Source organism: Rhodococcus sp. 06-462-5, assembly GCF_002258315.1.
In the GTDB taxonomy this organism is placed as follows: domain Bacteria; phylum Actinomycetota; class Actinomycetes; order Mycobacteriales; family Mycobacteriaceae; genus Rhodococcoides.
Genome location: NZ_NOYD01000050.1, coordinates 1 through 23197, shown reverse-complemented (window position 1 = coordinate 23197; position 23197 = coordinate 1). Strand labels below are relative to the sequence as shown.

17 protein-coding genes, 1 pseudogene and 1 riboswitch are annotated in these 23197 nt (G+C 65.6%); of the genes and pseudogenes, 13 read left to right on the top strand and 5 right to left on the bottom strand.

The annotated features are described in order from the left end of the window. Nucleotides 1–71: 71 nt before the first annotated feature. The 4 genes from CH251_RS21905 (at nucleotide 72) to gndA (ending at nucleotide 5089) form a co-directional block, all read left to right on the top strand. The gene (locus CH251_RS21905; RefSeq protein ID WP_032398122.1) at nucleotides 72–488 is read left to right on the top strand and encodes a BlaI/MecI/CopY family transcriptional regulator; all 417 of its coding nucleotides are present in this window, start codon (nucleotides 72–74) and stop codon (nucleotides 486–488) included. A gap of 23 nt (nucleotides 489–511) precedes the next feature. After that, nucleotides 512–1468: a M56 family metallopeptidase gene (locus CH251_RS21900; protein ID WP_094615062.1), complete on the top strand. Its 957-nt coding sequence runs from the start codon at nucleotides 512–514 to the stop codon at nucleotides 1466–1468. Between the two features lie 277 nt (nucleotides 1469–1745). Then, complete coding sequence (locus CH251_RS21895) at nucleotides 1746–3479, top strand: DEAD/DEAH box helicase (protein ID WP_094615061.1); 1734 nt, start codon at nucleotides 1746–1748, stop codon at nucleotides 3477–3479. Nucleotides 3480–3637: 158 nt separating this feature from the next. Further along, entirely contained in the window at nucleotides 3638–5089 is a 1452-nt protein-coding gene (gene gndA / locus CH251_RS21890; RefSeq protein WP_094615060.1) for an NADP-dependent phosphogluconate dehydrogenase, read from the top strand. 66 nt (nucleotides 5090–5155) lie between these two features. On the opposite strand, the gene CH251_RS21885 is transcribed toward gndA, so the two are convergent. Next, entirely contained in the window at nucleotides 5156–5626 is a 471-nt protein-coding gene (locus CH251_RS21885; protein ID WP_094615059.1) for a DUF4262 domain-containing protein, read from the bottom strand. Nucleotides 5627–5772: 146 nt separating this feature from the next. Between CH251_RS21885 and CH251_RS21880 the strand changes: the two genes are divergently transcribed. The 9 genes from CH251_RS21880 to CH251_RS21840 all read left to right on the top strand — a co-directional run bounded on the left by CH251_RS21880 (nucleotide 5773) and on the right by CH251_RS21840 (nucleotide 18295). After that, a complete protein-coding gene (locus CH251_RS21880) occupies nucleotides 5773–7077 on the top strand; it encodes a DEAD/DEAH box helicase (RefSeq protein ID WP_256979232.1) in 1305 nt (434 codons plus the stop codon). Then, nucleotides 7074–7967 carry a DMT family transporter gene (locus CH251_RS21875; protein ID WP_094615058.1) on the top strand — a complete coding sequence of 298 codons (894 nt, stop codon included), beginning with the start codon at nucleotides 7074–7076 and terminating at the stop codon, nucleotides 7965–7967. Before CH251_RS21880 ends, CH251_RS21875 begins: the two co-directional genes overlap by 4 nt. Before the next feature lie 11 nt (nucleotides 7968–7978). After that, nucleotides 7979–9415: a GuaB1 family IMP dehydrogenase-related protein gene (locus CH251_RS21870; RefSeq protein WP_094615298.1), complete on the top strand. Its 1437-nt coding sequence runs from the start codon at nucleotides 7979–7981 to the stop codon at nucleotides 9413–9415. 345 nt (nucleotides 9416–9760) lie between these two features. Next, nucleotides 9761–11140 carry a hemolysin family protein gene (locus CH251_RS21865; RefSeq protein ID WP_094615057.1) on the top strand — a complete coding sequence of 460 codons (1380 nt, stop codon included), beginning with the start codon at nucleotides 9761–9763 and terminating at the stop codon, nucleotides 11138–11140. Beyond that, nucleotides 11133–12269, top strand: coding sequence for a hemolysin family protein (locus CH251_RS21860; RefSeq protein WP_094615056.1), 1137 nt, complete (start codon nucleotides 11133–11135; stop codon nucleotides 12267–12269). Before CH251_RS21865 ends, CH251_RS21860 begins: the two co-directional genes overlap by 8 nt. Next, entirely contained in the window at nucleotides 12270–13184 is a 915-nt protein-coding gene (locus CH251_RS21855; RefSeq protein ID WP_094615055.1) for a 3-methyladenine DNA glycosylase, read from the top strand. Nucleotides 13185–13248: 64 nt separating this feature from the next. Next, entirely contained in the window at nucleotides 13249–15423 is a 2175-nt protein-coding gene (locus CH251_RS21850) for a malate synthase G (RefSeq protein WP_094615297.1), read from the top strand. A gap of 67 nt (nucleotides 15424–15490) precedes the next feature. Then, entirely contained in the window at nucleotides 15491–17152 is a 1662-nt protein-coding gene (locus CH251_RS21845; protein ID WP_256979231.1) for a substrate-binding and VWA domain-containing protein, read from the top strand. Between the two features lie 3 nt (nucleotides 17153–17155). Next, nucleotides 17156–18295 (top strand): metallophosphoesterase, encoded by a 1140-nt coding sequence (locus CH251_RS21840; RefSeq protein ID WP_094615053.1) that lies wholly within the window; start codon nucleotides 17156–17158, stop codon nucleotides 18293–18295. A 60-nt stretch (nucleotides 18296–18355) separates the two neighbouring features. On the opposite strand, the gene gcvP is transcribed toward CH251_RS21840, so the two are convergent. From gcvP to CH251_RS21820, 4 genes and pseudogenes are all read right to left on the bottom strand, one after another. After that, nucleotides 18356–21208, bottom strand: coding sequence for an aminomethyl-transferring glycine dehydrogenase (gene gcvP, locus CH251_RS21835; protein ID WP_094615052.1), 2853 nt, complete (start codon nucleotides 21206–21208; stop codon nucleotides 18356–18358). A gap of 193 nt (nucleotides 21209–21401) precedes the next feature. Further along, nucleotides 21402–21499, bottom strand: a riboswitch (glycine riboswitch). An 11-nt stretch (nucleotides 21500–21510) separates the two neighbouring features. Further along, entirely contained in the window at nucleotides 21511–22068 is a 558-nt protein-coding gene (locus tag CH251_RS21830) for a MerR family transcriptional regulator (protein WP_256979263.1), read from the bottom strand. Between the two features lie 397 nt (nucleotides 22069–22465). Further along, nucleotides 22466–22939: a bifunctional nuclease family protein gene (locus CH251_RS21825; RefSeq protein ID WP_037189246.1), complete on the bottom strand. Its 474-nt coding sequence runs from the start codon at nucleotides 22937–22939 to the stop codon at nucleotides 22466–22468. A gap of 99 nt (nucleotides 22940–23038) precedes the next feature. Further along, nucleotides 23039–23197: pseudogene (locus CH251_RS21820) on the bottom strand (MerR family transcriptional regulator); the annotation flags it as partial.

Below are 23197 nucleotides of genomic sequence, written 5' to 3'. Positions count from 1 at the left end.
ACACCCGTTGACCGGTCGGTACTACTACGAGTAGTACGCATCCGCGTCGGAGTAGCCGTAGACTCGGACGAATGGCTGGTCTTGGTGAACTAGAGCGTGCAGTGATGGACCATCTGTGGGAGTCGTCGGATCCCCAGACGGTTCGACAGGTGCACGAGGCGCTGGCGACGCATCGCGAACTCGCGTACACGACGGTGATGACGGTGCTGCAGCGGCTGGCGAAGAAGAAGTTGGTCGTGCAGCAGCGCGATGACAGAGCGCATCGCTACGCCCCGTTGCACGGCCGCGACGAGCTGGTCGCCAGCCTCATGGTCGACGCGCTGTCGCAGGCACCGGCGTCGGGTGGACGCGCAGCGGCACTCGTGCACTTCGTCGGTCAGGTCGGGGCCGACGAAGCCGCCGCCCTCCGTGAGGCGCTCGCCGCGTTGGAAGTGGCACAATCGACATCGAAGTCCCCTTCGGCTGGAGATGGCCGTCCGACGGACTGACGCTCGCGGCAGTAAGTGAGGACATGAACTCGACGACTGCGCTGGTATTCGCAGTACTCGCGCTGATCCTGGCTGGGCCGGTTCCGGCAGTGCTCGCTCGCGCGAGTTGGCCGTACCGGTCACCACGCGCGGCACTGGTGCTGTGGCAGGCAATTGCCCTTGCTGCTGTGCTCTCGGCTTTCAGCTCCGGCCTCGCCATCGGCGGACTGCTCCTGGTCCCCGGCCCGGACGGTCGTCCCACGACGGCACCGACCGACGAGATCGACGCACTCGGCCTGCCCCTGTGGATCCTCTACGTCGTCGTCCTCGCCATCACGCTCGGTATCGGCGCCAAGCTCATGTTCTCCGTCGTTCAGGTAGCGGTCAGAACCCGTCGTCGACGTTCCAGGCACCGTGTGCTCGTCGATCTGCTGGATCGAAGCGACTTGGGCGAGAACCCTTTCCGCGGTCTTCGCGATGCAGACATTCGCGTGCTCGACGCGGCCGAACCGATCGCGTACTGCCTACCCGGTCTGCGTCAGCGGGTGGTTCTCAGCCGTGGAACACTGGCCAACCTTTCGGAGGCGGAAGTCACCGCCATCCTCAGTCACGAGCGGTCACACCTACGCGCCCGCCACGACCTGGTCCTCGAAGCATTCACCGCCGTCAACGAAGCGTTCCCGCGGATCGTCCGCAGCAAGTCGGCACTCGGCAGCGTGCAGCTGCTGGTCGAGCTGCTCGCGGACGACTCGGCGGTCAAGGTCACCGGGCCCACTCCGTTGGCCAGGGCACTGGTCACCTGTGCCGGGTCCACCGCACCGCGTGGTGCGATGGCGGCCGGAGGGCCGCACACCCTCATTCGAGTTCAGCGCTTGAACGGCCCGGGCGCCGATGTGCGTATCGCTGCGGCCGCCTACGCGGCGGCCGTGGTGATCCTCGTTCTTCCCACGATCTACGTCGCCATGCCGTGGCTCGAGGAACTGAGCAAGCTCGTCGGGTGAGTCCGTACGCGATCGGGGTCGCACAGGTCACATCGACTCGAGTCGAACAATTCGCGGTACGTCCCGTACAGTAGAGACCGGTCGCCATCGCGGCCTAGCAATCGAAATGGCACAAACAGCCCCACTTTATGCAGTTCTCGTCTGCATTCTGATGGCCAGGTGACAGTGCCCTGGCTCGTATCAATGTGTTCTGGCTGTTCTTCGTGTTTCCCGGTTCTTCGGGTGCTCTCAGCTTCGGGCTTATTGGCGTGCCCGCAATCCGGAGAGGCTTTACTGCGTGACCCACGCTGTTTCCAACACACCCGTTTCCACCACTTCCGACGCCACGGCAGTCCCGACGCCCGTAGCGGCACCGGCATTCACCTTCGCCGATCTCGGACTGCCCGAGGCAGTCGTCGCCGCATTGGCGCGCAACTCGATCACCGTGCCCTCCCCCATCCAGGAGAAGGCACTTCCCGACGCCATCGCCGGTAAGAACGTCCTCGGTCGTGCGCAGACCGGCTCGGGCAAGACCCTTGCCTTCGGCCTGCCGATCTTGCAGCGCCTGTCGCTGCACACCGACCGCCCGGCGGCCAAGCGCCCGCGTTCGCTCGTGTTGGTCCCCACCCGCGAGCTCGCGTTCCAGGTTGTCGAATCCCTCGCTCCCTACGCCAATGCGCAGGGCCTGCGAGTCATGCCCGCCGTCGGCGGCACCCCGTTCAACAAGCAGGTCGAGCAGCTCCGACGCGGAGTCGACGTCCTCGTCGCCACCCCGGGCCGCCTCGCCGATCACCTCCGCCAGGGCACTTGCATCCTGGACTCCATCGAGATCACCGCGCTCGACGAGGCCGATCAGATGGCCGACATGGGCTTCCTGCCCGAGGTACGTGCAGTCCTCGCCGACACCCCGGCAGACGGACAGCGCATGCTGTTCTCGGCCACCCTCGACCGTGAGGTTCAGTCGCTGGTCCGCCAGTTCCTGCCCGATCACGTCGAGCACTCCACCCAGGACGGCAAAGCCAGCGTCCGCACCATGGATCACTACGTCCTCATGGTCGACCGGGGTCAGAAGGATCTCGTTCTGTCCGAGATCGGCGCCCGCGAAGGCGGTCGCACCATCATGTTCGCGCGTACCAAGCTGGGCTGCGACGGAATCACCGATCGCCTGCGTGCGCTCGGCATCGCCGCGGAGTCACTGCACGGTGGCAAGGCACAGAATCAGCGCACCCGCGTTCTCGAGCGCTTCAAGAACGGCCGTACACCCGTCCTCGTCGCCACCGACGTTGCTGCTCGCGGAATCCACGTCGACGGTATCGACCTGGTCGTCCACGTCGATCCGCCCGCAGACCACAAGGACTACCTGCACCGCGCAGGACGCACGGCACGCGCCGGGGAGAAGGGCACCGTCGTCGCGATCGTGCTCCCCAACCAGCGTCGTCAGGTTCTGCGCCTGACCGGTATGGCCGGCGTCAAGGCCACCGCCGTCAACGTATCGCCCGGTTCGGCCGAGCTGAACAGCATCACCGGAGCGAAGAAGCCGACCGGTGAGCCCTTGCGCGCCGAGTCCGCTCCCCGCGACCGGAACAGCCGTCCCGGATACCAGGGCTCCAACCCGCGCAGCGGCGGCGGATACCAGGGCTCGAATCCCCGCAGCAGTGGCGGATACCAGGGCTCCAACCCGCGCAGCAGCGAGGGCTACCAGGGAGACCGTCCCCGCACCGGCTATCAGGGCTCGAACCCGCGCGGCGAGGGCTACCAGGGTTCCAATCCCCGCAGCGGCGGCGGATACCAGGGCTCCAACCCGCGCAGCAGCGAGGGCTACCAGGGAGACCGCCCGCGTCGCTCCGACTCGAGCTCGTACCGCGGCTCCGAGGGTCGTGGCTACGAAGGTCGCGGCTCCGACAACCGTGGCTCCGACAACCGTCGTCCCGCGTCCGGCCCCCGCCAGGACGAGCACCGCTCGGGAGGCTTCCGCAGCCGCACGGAACGCCGCTCGTACGACGGTTTCGACGGTCCGGCTCGCAGCCACTGATCGCTTCGTCACCGTGAGGTCGTGATCCGACCGAACCTGCAACAACGGGTGCCGCATTCTTCGCGAATGCGGCACCCGTTGTCGTTGCGGGTGGTCGGGTTCGACACCGGCCGGGGGGTTGGCTCGCGCGAAATCTCGCGGCAGGGAAAGCTGTCTGTATGACCTCAGCAGCAGAACCGACAGAACTGGCTCAGATCGGAGTCACCGGACTCGCCGTCATGGGCTCCAACATCGCCCGCAACTTCGCCCATCACGGCCACACCGTCGCATTGCACAACCGCAGTGTCGCCAAGACCGATGCCCTGATCGCCGAGCACGGCACCGAGGGCAACTTCGTTCGCACAGAGACCATCGAGGAGTTCGTCGCCGCTCTCGCGAAGCCGCGCCGAGTGCTCATCATGGTCAAGGCAGGCGATCCCACGGACGCGGTGATCGAGGAGCTTGCAGGCGCGATGGAGGAGGGCGACATCATCATCGACGGTGGTAACGCCCTCTACACCGACACCATCCGTCGCGAGGCGGCCATGAAGGAACGCGGACTGCTCTTCGTCGGTGCCGGCATCTCCGGCGGCGAAGAAGGCGCTCTCAACGGGCCGTCGATCATGCCGGGTGGTCCGGCCGAGTCCTACAAGGCCCTCGGACCGCTGCTGGAATCCATCGCAGCGCAGGTCGACGGCACGCCGTGCTGCACCCACATCGGACCCGACGGCTCCGGACACTTCGTCAAGATGGTCCACAACGGCATCGAATACGCCGATATGCAGCTCATCGGCGAGGCCTACAATCTGTTCCGCGACGCTCTCGGTTACACGCCGGCTCAGGTAGCGGACGTGTTCACCGAGTGGAACAACGGTGATCTGGAGAGCTACCTCGTCGAGATCACCGCCGAGGTTCTCCGCCAGGTCGACGCCAAGACCGGTCAGCCTCTCGTCGACGTGATCGTCGACGCTGCGGAGCAGAAGGGCACCGGTCGCTGGACCGTCAAGGCGGCCCTGGACCTCGGCGTTCCCGTCACCGGTATCGCCGAGGCGGTGTTCGCTCGGGCTCTGTCGGGGTCGCGCGCTCAGCGCAAGGCAGCCGTCGGGCTCGCCTCGGGAACACTCGCCGACAAGCCGACCGATGCGGAGCAGTTCACGCACGACATCAGTCGGGCTCTGTACGCGTCGAAGATCGTCGCCTACGCGCAGGGCTTCGACCAGATCGCCGCGGGCAGTGCCGAATACGACTGGAATCTGCATCCCGGTGACCTCGCCACGATCTGGCGCGGGGGCTGCATCATTCGTGCTCGGTTCCTCGATCGCATCAAGGACGCGTACGACGACAACGCCGAACTGCCGAGCTTGATCCTGGCCCCGTACTTCCGGGACGCCATCGAGAACGCCATCGACAGCTGGCGTCGGGTCGTCATCACCGCAGCCTCGTTGGGCATTCCGGTCCCCGCGTTCGCGTCCTCGCTCTCCTACTACGACGCGTTGCGGGCAGAGCGTCTACCGGCCGCACTGACCCAGGGACAGCGCGACTTCTTCGGGGCGCACACCTACGAGCGAACCGACTCGGAAGGAAAGTTCCACACGCTGTGGAGCGGCGATCGTTCCGAGATCGAAGCCTGACCGACAATCGTCCGCCGGTGGCGCTGCGTTCACCACGCAGCGCCACCGGTACAGCACGGAATCCGGTCAGACGGGCACCGGCCCGAGGACCGGTTGGACCACCGTCGACGGGATGCCCTCCCACGGCAGTGCACCTTCCAGGTCCTTCCACACCGCCTGCACGGCACTGAAGCACCCTTGACCGTAGACGTCGGACGCGGTGTAGAGAATGTCCGCGCAGTCCGGCACGTCGATGGTGAACAACTCGAATCCTGCTGCGATGCAACCAATTCCGGATTCGAGCTCCAGCATTCCCGAAGCCACCGAGGCACCGAGCGAATTGAGAATTCGCGAGGACTCGTGTGGCCCGCGCCCCGTGACGACGATCTCAGGGCTGCCAAAATTCGTGAGACCGACCGTGTAGCAGAAGGCCGGGTGGATACCGTCGGGATCGACTTCCGATTCGACGTACTGCAGAGCCCACCCACACTTGTCGATCGTGCGTTTCACACCGTCGATGTACTCGTCGACGCTGTAGCCCTGACACATCTTGCACATAGCTCCCCCACACTCTGCGTGCGATCGCCCCCTCGGCAATCACGGTCTCGAACGCCCATCGAACACGCGTTCTATCGGCGAGTATTGCGCGGGGCACCGACAAGAAGATTCCGACGCCTGGTCGACGCAGCGGTAGGGTCACAGCCATGCCGGGTCAATCCGTTCGATCGTTCGCAGAACTGGGACTGCCCGTGGTTCTCGTGCACTCGCTGAGGAAAGCGGGTGTCTCCGAGCCGTTTCCGATCCAGTCCGCCGCCCTGCCCGATGCGCTCGAGGGCCGCGATGTGCTCGGTCGTGCTCCGACCGGATCGGGGAAGACTCTCGCGTTCGGGCTTCCGCTGCTCGTACGGCTCGCCGGCCGCCGCAGTCAGCCCGGTGCACCGCGCGGACTCGTACTCGCCCCCACTCGCGAACTCGCGCTCCAGATCCAGGAAGTGCTCGACCTCCACGGTGCGACGTTCGGCCTGCGCAGCGTCGGTGTGGTCGGCGGCGTTCCTCTCGAACGCAACGTCCGAGAGATCCAGCGCGGAATCGACATCGTGGTCGCCACCCCCGGTCGCCTCAACGACCTGATCCAGCGCCGCTCGATCACGTTGGATCGCGTGGAGGTGACCGTGATCGACGAGGCGGATCGCATGGTGGACATGGGATTTCTACCCCAGGTCGATTCACTCCTCGCCGCGACACCGGCCGACGGGCAGCGGCTGCTGTTCTCGGCGACCCTCGACGCCGACGTCGACCGCCTGGTCGAGAAGTTCCTGAACGATCCAGCCGAACATTCCACGGCGGAATCGGTCAGCGAGCCCGACATTGCGCACTACGTGTTCAGGGTCGATGCTGCCCGCAAGACCGAAGTAGCTGCCGCACTTGCCAACAGAGACGGTCGCACGTTGCTGTTCGTCCGGACCACTCACGCCGTCGACAGACTCACCGACGACTGTCGCCGGCTGGGCGTATCGGTATCGTCGCTGCACGGCAACAAGACTCAGGCTCACCGCACACGCTCGCTTGCCGCTTTCGGCGCCGGCGGATCGACTGCACTGATCGCGACCGATGTCGCAGCACGTGGGGTTCACGTCGACGACGTCACCCTCGTGGTCCACGTCGATCCACCGTTGGACTCCAAGGACTACGTGCATCGCGCAGGTCGCACTGCACGCGCCGGTGCCAGCGGAACCGTCGTGACGTTGGCCACCGCCGAGCAGCTGGATCACGTGTGTGCGATGGCCGGCGATGCCGGTGTCTCGGCAACGGTGGTCGACACCGAGACCGATCCCACCTCGTGGCGTCGATTGACGGGGGCTCGTACACCCATCGGCCGCCCGATCTCGGCCGAGGCGGCGGAATCGCCTGCTCCTCGCAGTTCTCGACGCGGTGCCGCACCCGTCCGACACGAGCGAAGCGGGCGGGCCGGAGGCAGGCGGGGCGGCAGCCGAGGACGACGCGGGTGACCGCCTCCTGGTTGTCGATCGCGCTGGCGCTGATCTCGGCATTCCTGTTCGCCTGCGCTTCGGTCGCACAGCAGAGCGCAGCAGCTTCGGTTCCGGAGGGAACGGCGCTGCTCTCGGCTCTGATTCGAAGTCCGAGATGGTGGGTGGGTGTACTCGGCGACGGGGGCGGTTACGCAGTTCAGATCGCTGCGCTGTGGGTCGGCTCGGTTTTGGTCGTGCAGCCGCTGCTCGTCACTGCCCTGCTGTTCGCACTCCCGATGTCGGCGAAACTGGCGGGCCGTACGCTCCCGGCCTCGACGTGGGCGCTCGCCTTTCTCCTGGCCGCCGCCCTCGCGATATTCATCGTGGTCGGCGATCCCAGCGAGGGCAGCACCGACGCACCGATCTCACGATGGCTGGTCCCGCTGGTCGTAGCAGCCGTTGTGATCGGCGGCGCGGCACTGTGTGGGCTGCTGCTCACCTCTCCTGGAATGCGAGCGCTCCTACTCGGCGCCGCAGGGGGGTTGCTGTTCGGCCTGGCTGCGGCTCTGACCAAATTCGTCACCGATCTCGTCGACGGTGATCCCCTGGCAGCTGTGACGGCGTGGCAGACCTACACGATCGGATCCGGCATGCTCGGTTTCTACCTGCAGCAACGCGCGTTTCAGGTGGGTCCGCTGTCTGCATCGATGCCGGCCATCACGATCTGCGAGCCCCTCGGTGCAGCGTTCATCGGAGTGACGGTCCTGGACGAGCGAATCAGGAGCGACGGTGCTTCCCTCGCGATCATCGCCGTGGCGGTGTCCGTCATGGTTGTCACGACGATTCGACTGTCTCGGACCCAGGCGTCGACCCGCATCGAATCGGAGACGGTGGACGGGGCTTGGACCCCGACTGCGCCCGACCGGTAGTCTCGATCAACGTGCAGTTCCTCGATGGTCACCATCCGCCCTACGATCTCACCTACGACGATGTCTTCCTCGTCCCCAACCGAACCGACGTCACGTCGCGGTTCGATGTCGATCTGAGTACGGTCGACGGTTCGGGCACCACGATTCCGATCGTCGTGTCGAACATGACCGCGGTGTCCGGCCGTCGGATGGCCGAAACCGTCGCACGTCGCGGAGCTATCGCAGTGATCCCGCAGGACCTGCCCACCGAGGCCGTCGCCGAGACCGTCGCATTCGTCAAGAGTCGTGACCTGATCGCGGACACACCTGTCGTCCTGGGCCCCAATGCGTCCGTGTCCGACGCCTTGGCACTGGTGCACAAGCGCGCGCACGGGTCGGTCGTGATCGTCGAGCACGGCAAGCCGATCGGAGTGGTGACCGAGAGTGCCTGCGCCGACGTCGACCGATTCGCTCGGCTCAGTTCCGTGGCGTCGGCCGATTTCGTGCGAGCTCCTCGCCATGCGTCGCCCCAGGAAGTCTTCGAGCTGATGGAAGCGGCACATGCCCACCTCGCCGTCGTCGTCGAGAACGACGGCTCCCTGGCAGGTGTCGTGACTCGTACCGGTGCCGTGCGGACCGGTATCTACGCGCCCGCAGTAGACGCGTCGGGACGGCTCCGCATCGCTGCCGCCGTCGGCATCAACGGCAATGTGGCCGAGAAGGCGACCGCACTGGTCGAGGCCGGTGCCGATGTGCTCGTCATGGACACCGCTCACGGGCATCAGCAGAAGATGCTCGAAGCCCTCGCTGCAGTGCGCTCTCTCGATCTCGGTGTACCCCTGGCGGCAGGCAACGTGGTGTCTGCCCAGGGGACGCGCGATCTGGTACAGGCAGGCGCGGACATCGTCAAGGTCGGCGTCGGACCGGGAGCGATGTGCACGACGCGAATGATGACCGGTGTCGGACGCCCCCAGTTCTCGGCTGTGGCCGATTGTTCGGCTGCGGCAGCCGAACTCGGGGCTTCGGTGTGGGCCGACGGCGGTGTCCGCCATCCTCGTGACGTTGCTCTCGCGCTGGCTGCCGGTGCTGCGAACGTCATGATCGGCTCGTGGTTCGCCGGCACCTACGAGTCGCCCGGCGACCTGCGAGTGGACGCATCGGGCAATCGGTACAAGGAGAGCTTCGGCATGGCGTCCAAGCGAGCCGTTGCGGCCCGTACCGCCACCGACGGAGCGTTCGACCGGGCCCGCAAGGCCTTGTTCGAGGAGGGCATTTCCAGTTCGCGGATGCGCCTCGATCCCGATCGGCCGGGTGTCGAGGATCTGATCGATCACGTCTGTGCCGGAGTTCGCAGTACGTGTACGTATGCAGGAGCCCGTTCACTCCCGGAGTTGGCCGAACGAGCAGTTCTGGGAGTCCAGTCCGCTGCCGGATTCGCCGAGGGACGGCCCCTGCCCTCCGGGTGGTGACGGTCGGGCACGGTTAGACTCGCTACAGCACACACAGCTGTTCACGCTCGTCACTCGTCGGGAAATCGAGCATTCGATTCCCGGCGTGTGGCCGAACGGTCCGCTTCTCACGGAGTGGGACCTCAGCGCGAACCGACAGAAGGGAATCAGGTGCCCGAGGCACCCACTATCTCGGTTGCCGTTGCGGCAACTGCGGAACAACACGACGACGGTTCCACTTCGGAGGGATCCTCTATCGAGCCGGGAGAGAAACCCGGCGACACAGATTTCGGCGGCCACGTGCACTCCGGCGGCGCGATGCTCCTGTCCCAGCTTCGACGGTCTCGGCTCAGGCGGAGTTGACGCGTGGCACTTCTCATCACCATCGTCAGCCTGCTCGGCTTCGTCGCCTTGACGGCCGGCACCGCGCTGTTCGTTGCGGCCGAGTTCTCCCTCACTGCTCTCGAACGCAGTGCGGTCGAGTCACAGGCCGACAACGGCGACCTGCGCTCGCGCCAGGTTCTGCACGCCCACAAGACACTGTCGTTTCAGCTGTCCGGTGCCCAACTCGGCATCACCATCACGACGCTGATCACCGGTTATCTCGCCGAACCGGTGCTGGCCGGGTTCATTCGGCCGGTGGCCGACGCGCTGGGCGCATCCGAGACCCTCTCTGCGGGCATCTCGCTCGCGGTGGCGCTGATTCTGGCGACCTCGTTCTCGATGATTTTCGGTGAGCTGGTTCCGAAGAACATCGCCATCGCGAAGCCGATGTCGACCGCGCGCGTCACCGCCGGTGCGATGGCCGGGTTCTCGCTGGTCTTCAAGTGGGCCATCAACGGACTCAACGGCTCGGCGAACTGGCTGGTGCGCCGGCTTGGGATCGAACCGGCCGAGGAACTGAGATCCGCTCGGTCGCCGCAGGAGTTGGGTTCGCTGGTCCGCACGTCGGCGCGGCAGGGGTCGATCGACGAGAACACCGCCCGACTGGTGGACCGGTCGCTGCAGTTCGGCGATCGCACGGCCGAGGAACTGATGACGCCGCGAGTGAAGATCGAAACGCTCGCCACCGACGCAACCGTGGCCGATCTGATCGAAACCGCTGCGCGGACCGGCTTCTCGCGCTTTCCGGTGGTCGACGGCGACCTGGACGACACCATCGGCGTCGTTCACATCAAGCATGCGTTCACCGTCGCCGGAGCGCACCGTCGCTCGACGACGGTCGAGTCCCTGGCGCGCGACGTTCCTGTCGTACCGTCCAGCCTCGACGGCGACGCGGTGATGGAACGGGTACGCGCCGACGGCATGCAGGTCGCGCTCGTCGTCGACGAGTACGGCGGCACCGCGGGCATGGTCACGATGGAGGATCTGATCGAGGAGATCGTCGGTGACGTGCGCGACGAACACGACGAGCCGGAACTCGACGTCTCCAGATCGGGCGACGGATGGGATTGCGCGGGTCTGCTGCGTATCGACGAGGTCGCGTCGGCCACGGGGTATTCGGCACCCGAGGGCGAGTACGAAACCATCGGCGGTCTCGTACTGACGGAATTGGGTCGCATTCCGACCGAGGGCGACGCCGTTCTGCTGCCGCCCCCGTCGAACGAGGATCCGCTCGAACGAGACGGCGGTTGGGTGGCACGGGTGATTCGCATGGACGGCCGTCGCATCGACCGGGTGGTTCTTCTGCCCGTCGACGCGGCAGCGGTGGCTCGGATGAGATCGGACGGTGAGATCGATGGGTGATTTCCTCGGCGTCGGTCTCGCCGTTCTGCTTCTCGCCGGCAACGCCTTCTTCGTCGGAGCCGAGTTCGCACTGATCTCGGCCCGCCGGGATCGCCTCGAAGCTCTGCTCGCGCAAGGCAAGAAGCGCGCTCAGAGCGTGATCGAGGCCGGCCAGAACCTGTCGCAGATGCTCGCCGCGGCTCAGCTCGGCATCACGATCTGCTCGATCCTTCTCGGGCGTGTGGCAGAGCCTGCGGTGGCACATCTGATCGAGGTTCCGCTAGAGGCAGTCGGCATTCCCGAGTCCTTCCTGCACCCGATCGCCTTCGCCATCGCGTTGACGCTCGTGGTGGTTCTGCACATTCTCATCGGCGAGATGGTGCCCAAGAACATCGCCATCGCGGGCCCGGAGAGCACCGCGATGGTTCTGGTGCCCATCCATCTGCTGTTCATCAAGGTGGCGCTGCCGCTGATCTCGTTCTACAACATGTGCGCCAACCTGACCCTTCGGCTGCTGCGAATCGAACCCAAGGACGAGCTCAGTTCCTCGGTGTCGGCGGTCGAGTTGTCGCAGATGATCGGTGAATCACGGTCCGAGGGACTGATCGACGCCGAGGAGCATCGCCGATTGCGGCAGGCGCTCGAGACGTCGGGACGGACGGTGGGTGAGGTTCTGATTCCCTCTCACCAGGTTCGCAGTATCGAGTTGTCCGGGCCCGATCACACACTCGGACCCACCCTGGGCTCCGTCGAACGCGCTGTCATCGAAACTGGATTCTCTCGTTATCCGGTCCGCGATGCCTCGGGGGCGCTCGTGGGCTATCTGCATCTCAAGGACGTGCTCGACGACATGGCCGACGAGTCGGCAGGACCGGACACGGTCATTCCCCGTAGCGATGTGCGGGCACTACCGGTGGTTTCCATCGACACGGTGCTCGACGACGCACTGACCAAGTTGCGTCGAGCCAGCAGCCATCTCGGTGCCGTGCACGACGCGACGGGTGCCACGGTCGGCATCGTCGCGCTCGAGGATCTGGTCGAGGAGTTCGTGGGTACGGTTCGGGACGGCACGCACCGGGTGGCCGGTCCGCGTCCGGGTCAATCGTCGTCCAGCTTCAAGTCCGCCGCCGCTCCCCCACGGAACGTGTGAATGCCCTACTCGACGTTGCTGAGTGAAGGGCAGTGGACCACTCGTCGCGCTGCCCATGCGGCGCGGGTAGAGAACCTCGTCGGTGACTATCTGACCGACCGGGGCCACGGCGGCGTACATCCGGTGCTCGATTTTCTGTTCACCTACTACAGTCACCGCCCGGGTCAGCTGCGCCGATGGAATCCAGGTCACGGCGTCGTGCTCACCGGTGATCATGCGCAGGATTTTGCGGCGTTCGCGTCCTACGAGCAGGTGGACACCGACGACGGCCCGGGCTTTCGGGTGCGGTCGGATCTGGTGGAGCGTCGTCGATCGAGCATCGAATTCACCCTCGGCCTGCTTGCCGCCACCCGAGACAGGCCACCGTTGCTCGGCTGTTTCGGACTGCACGAGTGGGCGATGGTCTACCGCGGGGGCACCTCGGCGCAGCGGCACGAGCAGGTGCCACTGCGCCTGGGGCACGACGGAACCGACGCCGTGGTCGATTCGATGACGTTGCGCTGCACCCACTACGACGCCTTCCGGTTCTTCACCCCCGATGCAGCGCCACGCAACGCCCTTCCGCTGTCCCCGGAGTCGCGTCTGACATCCGAGCAACCCGGTTGTATTCATGCCTCGATGGATCTGTACAAGTGGTGCTACAAGCTGGGACCACTGATCGATTCCGAGTTTCTCACCGACTGCTTCGAGCTGGCCCTGCACGCGCGAACGATCGACATGCGCGCAAGTCCGTACGACCTGAGCGGCTTCGATCTCGAACCCATTCGGATAGAGACGGCGGCCGGACGAGCCGAATACGTGCGCGCGCAGGGAGAGTTGTCGGCCGAAGCGGCACCTCTGCGCTCGGCGTTGATCGCTCGATGCCAGAATTTACTGGTCGGCGGCGAGTTCGGCGTCGGACCTACCGCCGAGTAACATCGACAGCGTTGTCGTGGGGACACCGTCACCGGTGTCCGTGACCGGAAAGAGTGAGGAATTCATGACCGATCGTGTGCAGGCTGGTGGACTTCAGGTCGCCAAGGTCCTATTCGATTTCGTCGAGAAGGAGGCGCTGCCGGGTACCGACGTAGATTCCGATGCCTTCTGGGCCGGTGCCGCGTCGGTGATCGCCGATCTCGCTCCCAAGAACAAGTCACTGCTGGCAGTCCGCGACGAGATCCAGGGCAAGGTCGACGCCTGGCACGGAGAGCACGCAGGCCCGAACTACGACCGCGCAGCCTACAAGGCGTTCCTCAAGGAGATCGGCTACCTGCTCGACGAGCCGGCCGACTTCCAGATCAGCACCTCCGGTGTGGACACCGAGATCACCACCACCGCAGGACCGCAGCTGGTGGTGCCGGTCCTCAATGCCCGGTTCGCGATCAACGCGTCCAACGCCCGGTGGGGCTCGCTGTACGACGCTCTCTACGGAACCGACGCCATTCCCGAGACCGACGGTGCCGAGAAGGGCACCAGTTACAACAGGGTCCGCGGCGACAAGGTCATCGCCTTCGCGCGGGACTTCCTGGACGAGGCGTTGCCCCTGAGCTCCGGTTCGCACGTCGGTACCACCGGATACGTCGTCGATGCCGCATCGCTGACGGTGACCCTCGCCGACGGCAGCACGGTCGGGCTGAAGGATCCGTCGCAGCTTCTCGGCTACCAGGGCACCCCAGACGCACCGTCGGCAATCCTGTTCGTGCACAACGGCTTGCACTTCGAGATCCAGATCGACCCCGAGAGCCCGATCGGCAAGACCGACGGCGCAGGCGTCAAGGACGTTCTGCTCGAGTCGGCGGTCACCACCATCATGGACTTCGAGGACTCCGTCGCTGCAGTCGATGCGGACGACAAGGTTCTGGGCTATCGCAACTGGCTCGGTCTGATGAAGGGCGATCTGACCGAGGAAGTCTCCAAGGGCGGCAAGAGCTTCACGCGTGCGATGAACAAGGACCGCACCTACACCTCCGTCGACGGTTCGGAACTGACGCTGCACGGTCGCTCGTTGCTGTTCGTCCGCAACGTCGGTCACCTGATGACCTCGGACGCGATCCTCGACGCCGACGGCAACGAGGTGCCCGAGGGAATTCTCGATGCTCTGTTCACCTCGCTGGCCGGTATGCACTCGCTGACCTCGGACAACGTGCTGTCCAACTCGCGTACCGGTTCGCTGTACATCGTCAAGCCCAAGATGCACGGACCGGACGAGGTCGCGTTCACCGCGGAGCTGTTCGGCCGTGTCGAGCAGGTTCTGGGGCTTCCGACCAACACGCTCAAGGTCGGCATCATGGACGAGGAACGTCGCACGACGGTCAACCTCAAGGCGTGCATCCAGGCCGCGTCCGAGCGGGTCGTGTTCATCAACACCGGCTTCCTCGACCGAACCGGCGACGAGATCCACACCTCGATGGAGGCAGGTCCGGTCGTGCGCAAGGGAGCGATGAAGGGCGAGAAGTGGATCGCCGCCTACGAGGACTTCAACGTCGACACCGGTCTCGCCGCAGGCCTCGAAGGCAAGGCACAGATCGGTAAGGGTATGTGGGCCATGCCCGACCTGATGCACGACATGCTCGAGCAGAAGATCGGCCACCCCAAGGCCGGAGCCAACACTGCGTGGGTTCCCTCGCCCACCGCTGCGACCTTGCACGCCCTGCACTATCACAAGGTCGATGTCTTCGCCCGTCAGCACGAGATCGCACAGGCCAAGCGCGCCACCGTCGACGACATTCTCGAAATTCCTCTCGCACCGTCCACGGACTGGACCGACGAGGAGAAGCAGAACGAACTCGACAACAACTCGCAGTCGATCCTGGGCTACGTCGTCCGGTGGATCGACCACGGCGTCGGCTGCTCGAAGGTTCCCGACATCAACGACATCGCCCTCATGGAAGATCGTGCGACGCTGCGCATTTCGAGTCAGTTCATCGCGAACTGGCTGCGCCACGGCATCGTCACCGAAGACCAGGTGCGCGAGTCGTTGAAGCGGATGGCCCCGGTGGTGGACCGTCAGAACGAATCCGATCCGACGTACAAGCCGTTGGCTCCCGACTTCGACACCAACATCGCCTTCCAGGCGGCCAGTGACCTGATCTTCCAGGGCACCAGCCAGCCCAACGGCTACACCGAGCCGATCCTGCATCGTCGCCGACGGGAGTACAAGGCCGTCAACGCCTGACGGACTTGTCGATCACGTGGGTGAACATCGGAACACAGGGCGCGGTCGTTCGATAGCCGCCGGACCCGTGATCGTCGTGATCACGATCGCGGTGCTGGCTGCGGCCGTGTTCGGGTGGTTTCAACTGCGGGATCGAATCTTCGACCAAGGGGTCGAAGCTGCCGACACCTGTGTGGAGGGATCGGCGGTGCTCACTGTCGCCGCCGATCCCGACATCTCCGGGCCTGTCGAACAGCTGGCTGCTCGGTTCAACGACACTGCACCGGTGGTACGGGATCACTGCGTGACGGTGCAGGTTCGGGCCACGGCCTCCGACGACGTGCGGACGGCGTTGAACGCCGGCATCGACAACTGGGACGTCGGAGCACTCGGCGCTCGGCCGGGTCTGTGGATACCTCAATCGTCCGGCGACGTCGAAGCCGTCACCGACCGCGGTGCCGTCGACGGCACCCCGCGGCCACTCGCGACGAGTCCGGTCGTACTCGCGGTGCCGTCCGCCGTGGCCGACGCTCTGACCACTGTGAGTTGGGCCGACCTGGTCCGACTGCAACGCGACCCGCAGGCATTCGGCCTCGGCGAGTGGGGCGCACTGCGTCTCGCACTACCGACCGGATCCGATGCCGGCGCAACCACCCTCGCGGTCACCGCCATCGCTGCCGGGGTAGGTGGAGATCCGACCACTGCACCGACCCTCGAACAGGCCTCGACGAGAGAACTGATCTCGGCTCTATCGGAGCTTGCCGTCACCGACACCGGAGCCTCCGCAACGTCTGCATCCACCACCTACGACGCACTCGCGGCCCTCGAGAACGCGCCCGGCCCCGACGGCCCCGTCCACGCCGTTCCGGTCACCCAGCAGCAGCTTGCATCGACCGATTCGTCGACGTTGACCGCCGTCGAGCCTCAGGGCCCCACTCCCGTTGCCGATCATCCCGCGGCCGTACTCTCCGGTGACGAGACATCGACCCGGGCTGCCGCCGCGTTCGTCGATTTCGTCCGGCAGCCGGACGGCGCGCAACTGCTCACGGATGCGGGCTTCGGCGTCGGCGAGACACAGGACGCCGACACCGTCGCTGCTCCCTCGGGACCCGTTGCCGACGCGCTGCTGGCCGTGCTGCGAAATCCGGTCCTGCCGCGGCGAGCCACGGTTCTGCTCGACGTATCCGAGTCGATGGGCACGACCGAAGGCAGTGCGACTCGGCTGCAGAACACCGTTCGCGCCCTCGGCGAGCAGTTCCAGCGGGTACCGGACTCCACCGAGCTGGGCCTGTGGAGCTTCAGCGAGGACCTGAACAACTCGCTCCCCTACCGCGTCGATGTCTCGACCGGCCCCATGACGGCTCAGGTCGGCGCGGCTCCGAGGCGCGCCGCGCTGGAGACCGGTGCGGCGGCATCGACACCGGAATCCGCGTCCTATTCCGCCGAGTCGTTGCTGGCCGCCTATCGCGATGCAGTGGCAGGCTTCGTACCCGGACGCGTCAATTCCGTGGTGCTGATCACCGACGGCCCCAACGACGACCCGTCGTTGTCCACCCAGGACCTGCTCACCGACCTGAACTCGGCAACCGATGCCGCGCGTCCGGTCGCAGTGAACGTGGTGATGATCGGCGACAACTCCGACGCCACCGCGTTCACCGACATATCGGCCCGGACGGGCGGCACCGCGACGACCGTGCCGACGTCGGATTCACCGGATTTCATCGACCTACTCGGAAAGTTGCTGTACTAGAACATGTCTCGCGTAATTTTTGTCGGGGTCTTCTTGCTCCTCGTCACCCTGTTCCTGCACTGGCGATTTCTTTCCGTCACCAGGATGCCGACGCGTCCCAAACGGATTGTCGATGCTGTGCTGGCGCTCCTGTGGCTGTGTGCGGTGATCGGCTTCGGCAGCGGCGTCGCGTTCGATCCGTCCTGGGCACGTGGACCCGCCTTCGTCGGGCTCAGTTGGCTGGCCGTGGTGCTGTACCTGTTCCTGGGAACGGTGCTGGTGGCCGTGGTCTGCACCGTCATGAGAGTGGTTTTCGCTGCGAGGCATCGCGATTCGTCCGCGGCTCGGCTGCGTGTGTCGAGGATCGGCTCAGCGGCGGTGGCACTCGTCAGCGTGGTGGCAGTGGGGTACGGACTCGTCGAGGCAGCAACTCCGCGGGTGACGAACACCGACGTCGCACTCGACCGGCTACCGGTCGAATTCGACGGCGTCCGAGTGGCGTTGGTGTCCGATCTGCACGCCGGGCCCTCCCGCGGCGCGGATTTCGTGCGCAAGGTCGTCGATTCGATCAACTCCCAGAATCCCGATGTCGTCCTGCTCGACGGCGACCTGATCGACGGGACGGTTTCGTTGGTCGGTGCCGACCTCGAACCGCTTCGCGACCTCGACGCCCCGCTCGGTGTGTTCGCCGTCAGCGGCAACCACGAGTTCTATGCGGGAGACGGTGGTGAATGGCTCGATCTGTGGTCGACGCTCGGAATCGACGTCCTACGCAACGAGCGCACAACCCTCACCCGTGGCGACGCCGCGATCGATATCGCCGGCATCAACGACGCCACTGCCCCCGCGCCGTACGAACCCGATCTCGCCGCGGCATTGGACGGGATCGATCCCGATCGATTCGTACTGTTGATGGCACATCAGCCGTTGCAGGCGGTGGAGGCATCGGACTTCGGCGTCGACATGCAGGTGTCCGGGCACACGCACGGGGGTCAGATCTGGCCGATCCGTTATCTGGTGCCGCTCCAGCAGCCGAGTGTCGAAGGGCTGGACACGATCGGCAACACCACGCTGTACACCACCAGGGGTGCGGGCGCGTGGGGTCCACCGGTCCGCGTTGCAGCTCCGCCCGAGATCGCGATGCTCGAGCTCACGCGAGGCTGAATCCACCGACTCGAACAGAACGGAGCCCGCCACGGCGTCGTGGCGGGCTCTGTTCTCGGCTCAGGCGAACGCCTCGATCGGTGGGCACGAGCACACCAGATTGCGGTCACCGTGAGCACCGTCGATGCGTCGCACCGCGGGCCAGACCTTCGGACGGTCGTAGCCCGCCGGGTAGGCAGCCAGTTCCCGTGAATACGGGTGATCCCACTCGGCGACCAGACTTCGAGCGGTGTGCGGTGCGCCTCGAAGTGGGTTGTCCTCGACCGTCCATTCCCCCGATCCGACGCGATCGATCTCTGACCTGATGGCGATCATCGCATCGCAGAACGCGTCGATCTCCTCGAGGTTCTCGCTCTCGGTCGGCTCCACCATCAGAGTTCCGGGCACCGGGAAGCTCATCGTGGGCGCGTGGAAGCCGTAGTCCGCCAACCTTTTCGCAACGTCGTCGACGGTGACACCGGTGTCCTTGGTCAAACCTCGCAGATCGAGAATGCACTCGTGGGCAACCATGCCGTTGTCGCCGGTGTACAGAACCGGGAAGTACTCGTCGAGGCGGCGGGCGATGTAGTTGGCCGACGCGATCGCAGTCAACGTCGCCTGCCGTAGCCCCGTCGCACCCATCATCGCGATGTAGGCCCACGTGATCGTCAGGATCGAAGCGCTGCCGTACGGGGCTCCGGACACCGTCGGTCCCGAACCGAGCTGCGGGGCCAGTGGGTGACCCGGCAGGTAGGGCTGCAGGTGCGACCGCACACCGATGGGTCCCACACCGGGCCCGCCGCCTCCGTGCGGGATGCAGAAAGTCTTGTGCAGGTTCAGGTGGCTCACGTCGCCGCCGAAGCGGCCGGGGCGCGCCAGACCGACGAGAGCGTTGAGATTGGCACCGTCGACGTACACCTGACCGCCCGCGTCGTGGACCGCGGCACAGATCTCGGAGATCTCGTGCTCGTACACACCGTGGGTCGAGGGATAGGTGATCATGATCGCGGCGAGGGTGTCGGCGTGCTCGGCGATCTTGGCGCGCAGGTCGTCCACGTCGACGTCACCGTTGGGACGGCAGGCGACGACGACGACGCGCATGCCCACCATCACCGCCGAGGCAGCGTTGGTGCCGTGTGCGCTCGACGGGATCAGGCAGACGGTACGTTCGACATCGCCGTTGCCGAGGTGGTAGCGACGAATGGCGAGCAGTCCCGCGTACTCGCCTTGGCTTCCCGCGTTCGGCTGCAGGCTGACCGCGTCGTAGCCGGTGATGTCCACCAGCCACCGTTCCAGGTCGGCGATCACCCGCAGCAGACCGGGCACGTCCGAGGACGGAGCGAAAGGGTGCTGACGCGCGAACTGCGGCCAGGTGATGGACTCCATCTCCGCGGTTGCGTTCAGCTTCATCGTGCACGAACCCAGCGGAATCATGCTGCGGTCGAGCGCAATGTCCTTGTCGGACAACGAGCGCAGGTAGCGCAGCATTGCCGTCTCGGTGCGGTACCGGGTGAATGCCGGGTGCGTGAGGTACTCGGAGGTGCGAGACATGGTCGACGGCAACGACTCGGCCCCGGAACCGGCGGCTGCTGCACCGAACGCGGCGAGCGCGTTCGCGATGTGCTCGGGAGTCGTCGCCTCGTCGCATGCGACGGCCACGTGGTCGGCGTCGACCAGCCGCAGATTGATGCCGCGCTGCTTGGCCTGGTCGACGACTTCCTGAGCCTTGCCCGGAATCGCCGCGAGGACGGTGTCGAAGAATTCCGTGTGCACCACGTCGATGCCTGCGTCCCGCAGACCTGCCGCCACGGTTCGAGCGTGCACATTCACCCGACTTGCTATGGCCCGCAATCCGTCTGCGCCGTGGTAGCTGGCGTACATCGCGGCGACGATGGCCAGCAGGACCTGAGCGGTACAGATGTTGGAGGTCGCCTTCTCGCGGCGGATGTGCTGCTCGCGGGTCTGCAGCGCCAGTCGGTAGGCGCGGTGGCCGTCCGCGTCGAGCGAGACCCCGACCAGTCGGCCGGGGAGCTGACGGGAATGACCGGACCGCACTGCGAGGTAGCCGGCGTGCGGTCCGCCGTAGCCCATCGGAACGCCGAACCGCTGGGTGGTTCCGAAGCAGACGTCCGCGCCGATCTCACCGGGCGGGGTCACCACGGTGGCGGCCAGCAGGTCCACTCCCACGGCAACCAACGCGCCACGCTCGTGCGCGGCCTCGATGATCGCCGTGTGATCGACCAGACGGCCCGACGCTCCCGGCAGCTGCGCCAGCACACCGAAGAATTCTCCGTCGGGCAGACCGTCGGTCAGATCGGCGTAGACCAGTTCGATCCCCAACGGCTCGGCGCGAGTGGCCAGTACCGCCTCGGTCTGCGGGAAGATATCGGAATCGACCAGCAGCCGAGGCGATTTCGATGCCCTGTTCGCGCGTCGCATCAAGGTCATGGATTCGGCGGCCGCCGTCGACTCGTCGAGCATCGACGCATTCGCCACGTCCATTCCGGTGAGGTCGGCGACCATGGTCTGGAAGTTCAGCAACGCTTCGAGTCGCCCCTGGCTGATTTCGGGCTGATACGGCGTGTACGCGGTGTACCAGGCCGGGTTCTCCAGAATCCCCCGGGTCAGCACCGGCGGGGTCAGCGTGTCGTAGTACCCGAGGCCGATCATCGACGTCGCCACGGTATTCTGCCCGGCGAGATCGGCCAGTGCAGCGAGCACCTCGTGCTCGCTCAGGGCAGGCGGCAGAGTCGCCAAGCCGTCGGGAACGCCGTCGACCACGGTGTCGAGGATGGAGGACGGAACGGCCTTGCGGGCCAGCTCGTCGAGACTGTCGACGCCGATCGTGTCGAGGATGCGGACCAACTCGGTGGCATCGGGGCCGATGTGGCGGTCGACGAAAGTGTGTGCGGACGAGGCGGTTCGGTCGGTCACGATGTGCTCCCAGGTGCCGGAAAGACGAGGCGTCGGACGACCGAGGCATGCGCTCCGGCCGCTCCTCCCCCTCTGTCGTGTGCCCGCTGACGCGCGCGCCTGAGAGATTCGGTCGGACACGGCGCGCAAGACGATCGCGCCGGCACCTTTCCCCTTGGGCGGGTGGGTGCTCCCACCACTTTCCAGAGTTGTCGAAGCCCACACGGTCCGTGTGCCTGAGAGATTGACGGGGAGGTGTTGCTCCTTCGGCGTCCGAGACTGGATGCCTCGGAACTCTCCCGCGCGGGCGCGACGAAGAAAGTCTAGCCGGTCTTGCGGCTCGCGCGATTCTTGCGGCGTGAGGCCAGCTCGTCCTCGGGGCTCGGCTGGCTTTCACCGCCGTCGGCTCGCTCGGCCGGGAAGTCGGCGATGGTGCCGGTGAGCTCGCGCATCGCGCCGTTCACGGCGATACCGAACACGCCCTGCCCGCCTTGGAGCAGGTCGACCACTTCTTCTGCCGACGTGCACTCGTAGACGGTGGTGCCGTCGGAGAACAGCGTGATGTTGGCGAGATCGCCGACGCCGCGCTGGCGTAGGTGATCGACGGCGACGCGGATGTTCTGCAGCGAGATACCGGTGTCGAGCAGCCTCTTGACGATCTTGAGGACGAGCATGTCCTTGAACGAGTACAGCCGCTGGCTTCCCGACCCCGCCGCGCCGCGGATGGATGGGACGACGAGCCCGGTGCGGGCCCAGTAATCGAGCTGACGGTAGGTGATGCCGGCGATCTGGCAGGCACTCGGCACGCGGTAGCCCACGAGTTCGTCGGGCACGGAGTCGTCGGGGAACAATCCCGGTTGAATGTCCTGGGGCGCGTGCACTCGGGCGCTCGACGCCTGGTCGGGGGTGTCGACCCGAGCATCGGCACCGACGGGGGTGTCCTCGGTCCGGCCTGCGGCTTCGGACTCTCGACTGCCGTGATGCTGCTGCGGCTGATCTCCCACTGACTGCTCCCTCTCGGATGTCTCACTGCGTTCGGATCGAGTCAGTACTGCGATCCGGCCGAGACACTGGAAATGTCTCGGTGTACTCGCGTGAAGTCATACCGTGTACCAGGCCAGAGTACGCCTCGGCAGCTGTCGAAGAGGCGTGAACTGCACCGGACAGGACCAGCAGCGGCGATGAACTTCACTGGCACGAACGTTATGGGGACGATCGTGCAGATTCAACGCAACGCGCCGTAAACCTGAACCTAAAGTTGAGGTTGAGACTCTTCTGTTACCCGTCGGTCGCTTTGAAGTCGTCCGGAGACACCGATTCGAGGAACTCCTTGAACTTCTCGACCTCGTCCTCGCGCTCGTCGGGCATGATCAACCCGGCTTCGGCGAGCACGGGCTCCTCGGCGAAGATCGGCACCCCGGCCCGAAGCGCGATGGCGACGGAATCCGAGGGCCGAGCAGAGACTCTGATGTCCTTGTCGAACACCAGATCGGCGTAGAAGGTGCCCTCCTGCAGATCCACGATGCGCACCTCTTTGAGCTGGTGCCCGAGAGCCGAGATCAAATTCTTGACCAGATCGTGGGTGAGTGGCCGAGCGGGTTGCACGCCCTGCTGCTCCAAAGCAATTGCAGCAGCCTCGGTTTGACCGATCCAGATCGGCAGGTACCGGTCGCCGTCGGCCTCGCGCAACAGCAACACGGGCTGGTTCTGCGGTTGTTCGACACGAATACCGACCACACGCATCTCACTCATCGTGTCTGCCTCTCACCTCGAGAAATCCGGGCTGCACTGAAAACGGGCTCGGCTCGTCGCTACCGAGTCTATTGGAATTCGAAACGACGCGAGCGAGCGTCACCGGTCGAGTGCACCGCGCACCGCCGCTTTGACGAGACAGGTGTGCAAGGTCAGAGACAGTGCAGCCAACTCGCGAATCATTTCTTCCGCGCGATCGCGCGCACCGGCGTCTCGGCCCTTGGCGACGGGTCCCGCTATCTGCGCAACCAAGCCGGC

Coding starts and splice junctions, on each gene's coding strand:
- CH251_RS21905 (WP_032398122.1), top strand. CDS start 72: ATGGCTGGTCTTGGTGAACTAGAGCGTGCAGTGATGGACCATCTGTGG.
- CH251_RS21900 (WP_094615062.1), top strand. CDS start 512: ATGAACTCGACGACTGCGCTGGTATTCGCAGTACTCGCGCTGATCCTG.
- gndA (WP_094615060.1), top strand. CDS start 3,638: ATGACCTCAGCAGCAGAACCGACAGAACTGGCTCAGATCGGAGTCACC.
- CH251_RS21885 (WP_094615059.1), bottom strand. CDS start 5,626: ATGTGCAAGATGTGTCAGGGCTACAGCGTCGACGAGTACATCGACGGT.
- CH251_RS21880 (WP_256979232.1), top strand. CDS start 5,773: ATGCCGGGTCAATCCGTTCGATCGTTCGCAGAACTGGGACTGCCCGTG.
- CH251_RS21860 (WP_094615056.1), top strand. CDS start 11,133: ATGGGTGATTTCCTCGGCGTCGGTCTCGCCGTTCTGCTTCTCGCCGGC.
- CH251_RS21855 (WP_094615055.1), top strand. CDS start 12,270: ATGCCCTACTCGACGTTGCTGAGTGAAGGGCAGTGGACCACTCGTCGC.
- CH251_RS21850 (WP_094615297.1), top strand. CDS start 13,249: ATGACCGATCGTGTGCAGGCTGGTGGACTTCAGGTCGCCAAGGTCCTA.
- CH251_RS21840 (WP_094615053.1), top strand. CDS start 17,156: ATGTCTCGCGTAATTTTTGTCGGGGTCTTCTTGCTCCTCGTCACCCTG.
- CH251_RS21825 (WP_037189246.1), bottom strand. CDS start 22,939: ATGAGTGAGATGCGTGTGGTCGGTATTCGTGTCGAACAACCGCAGAAC.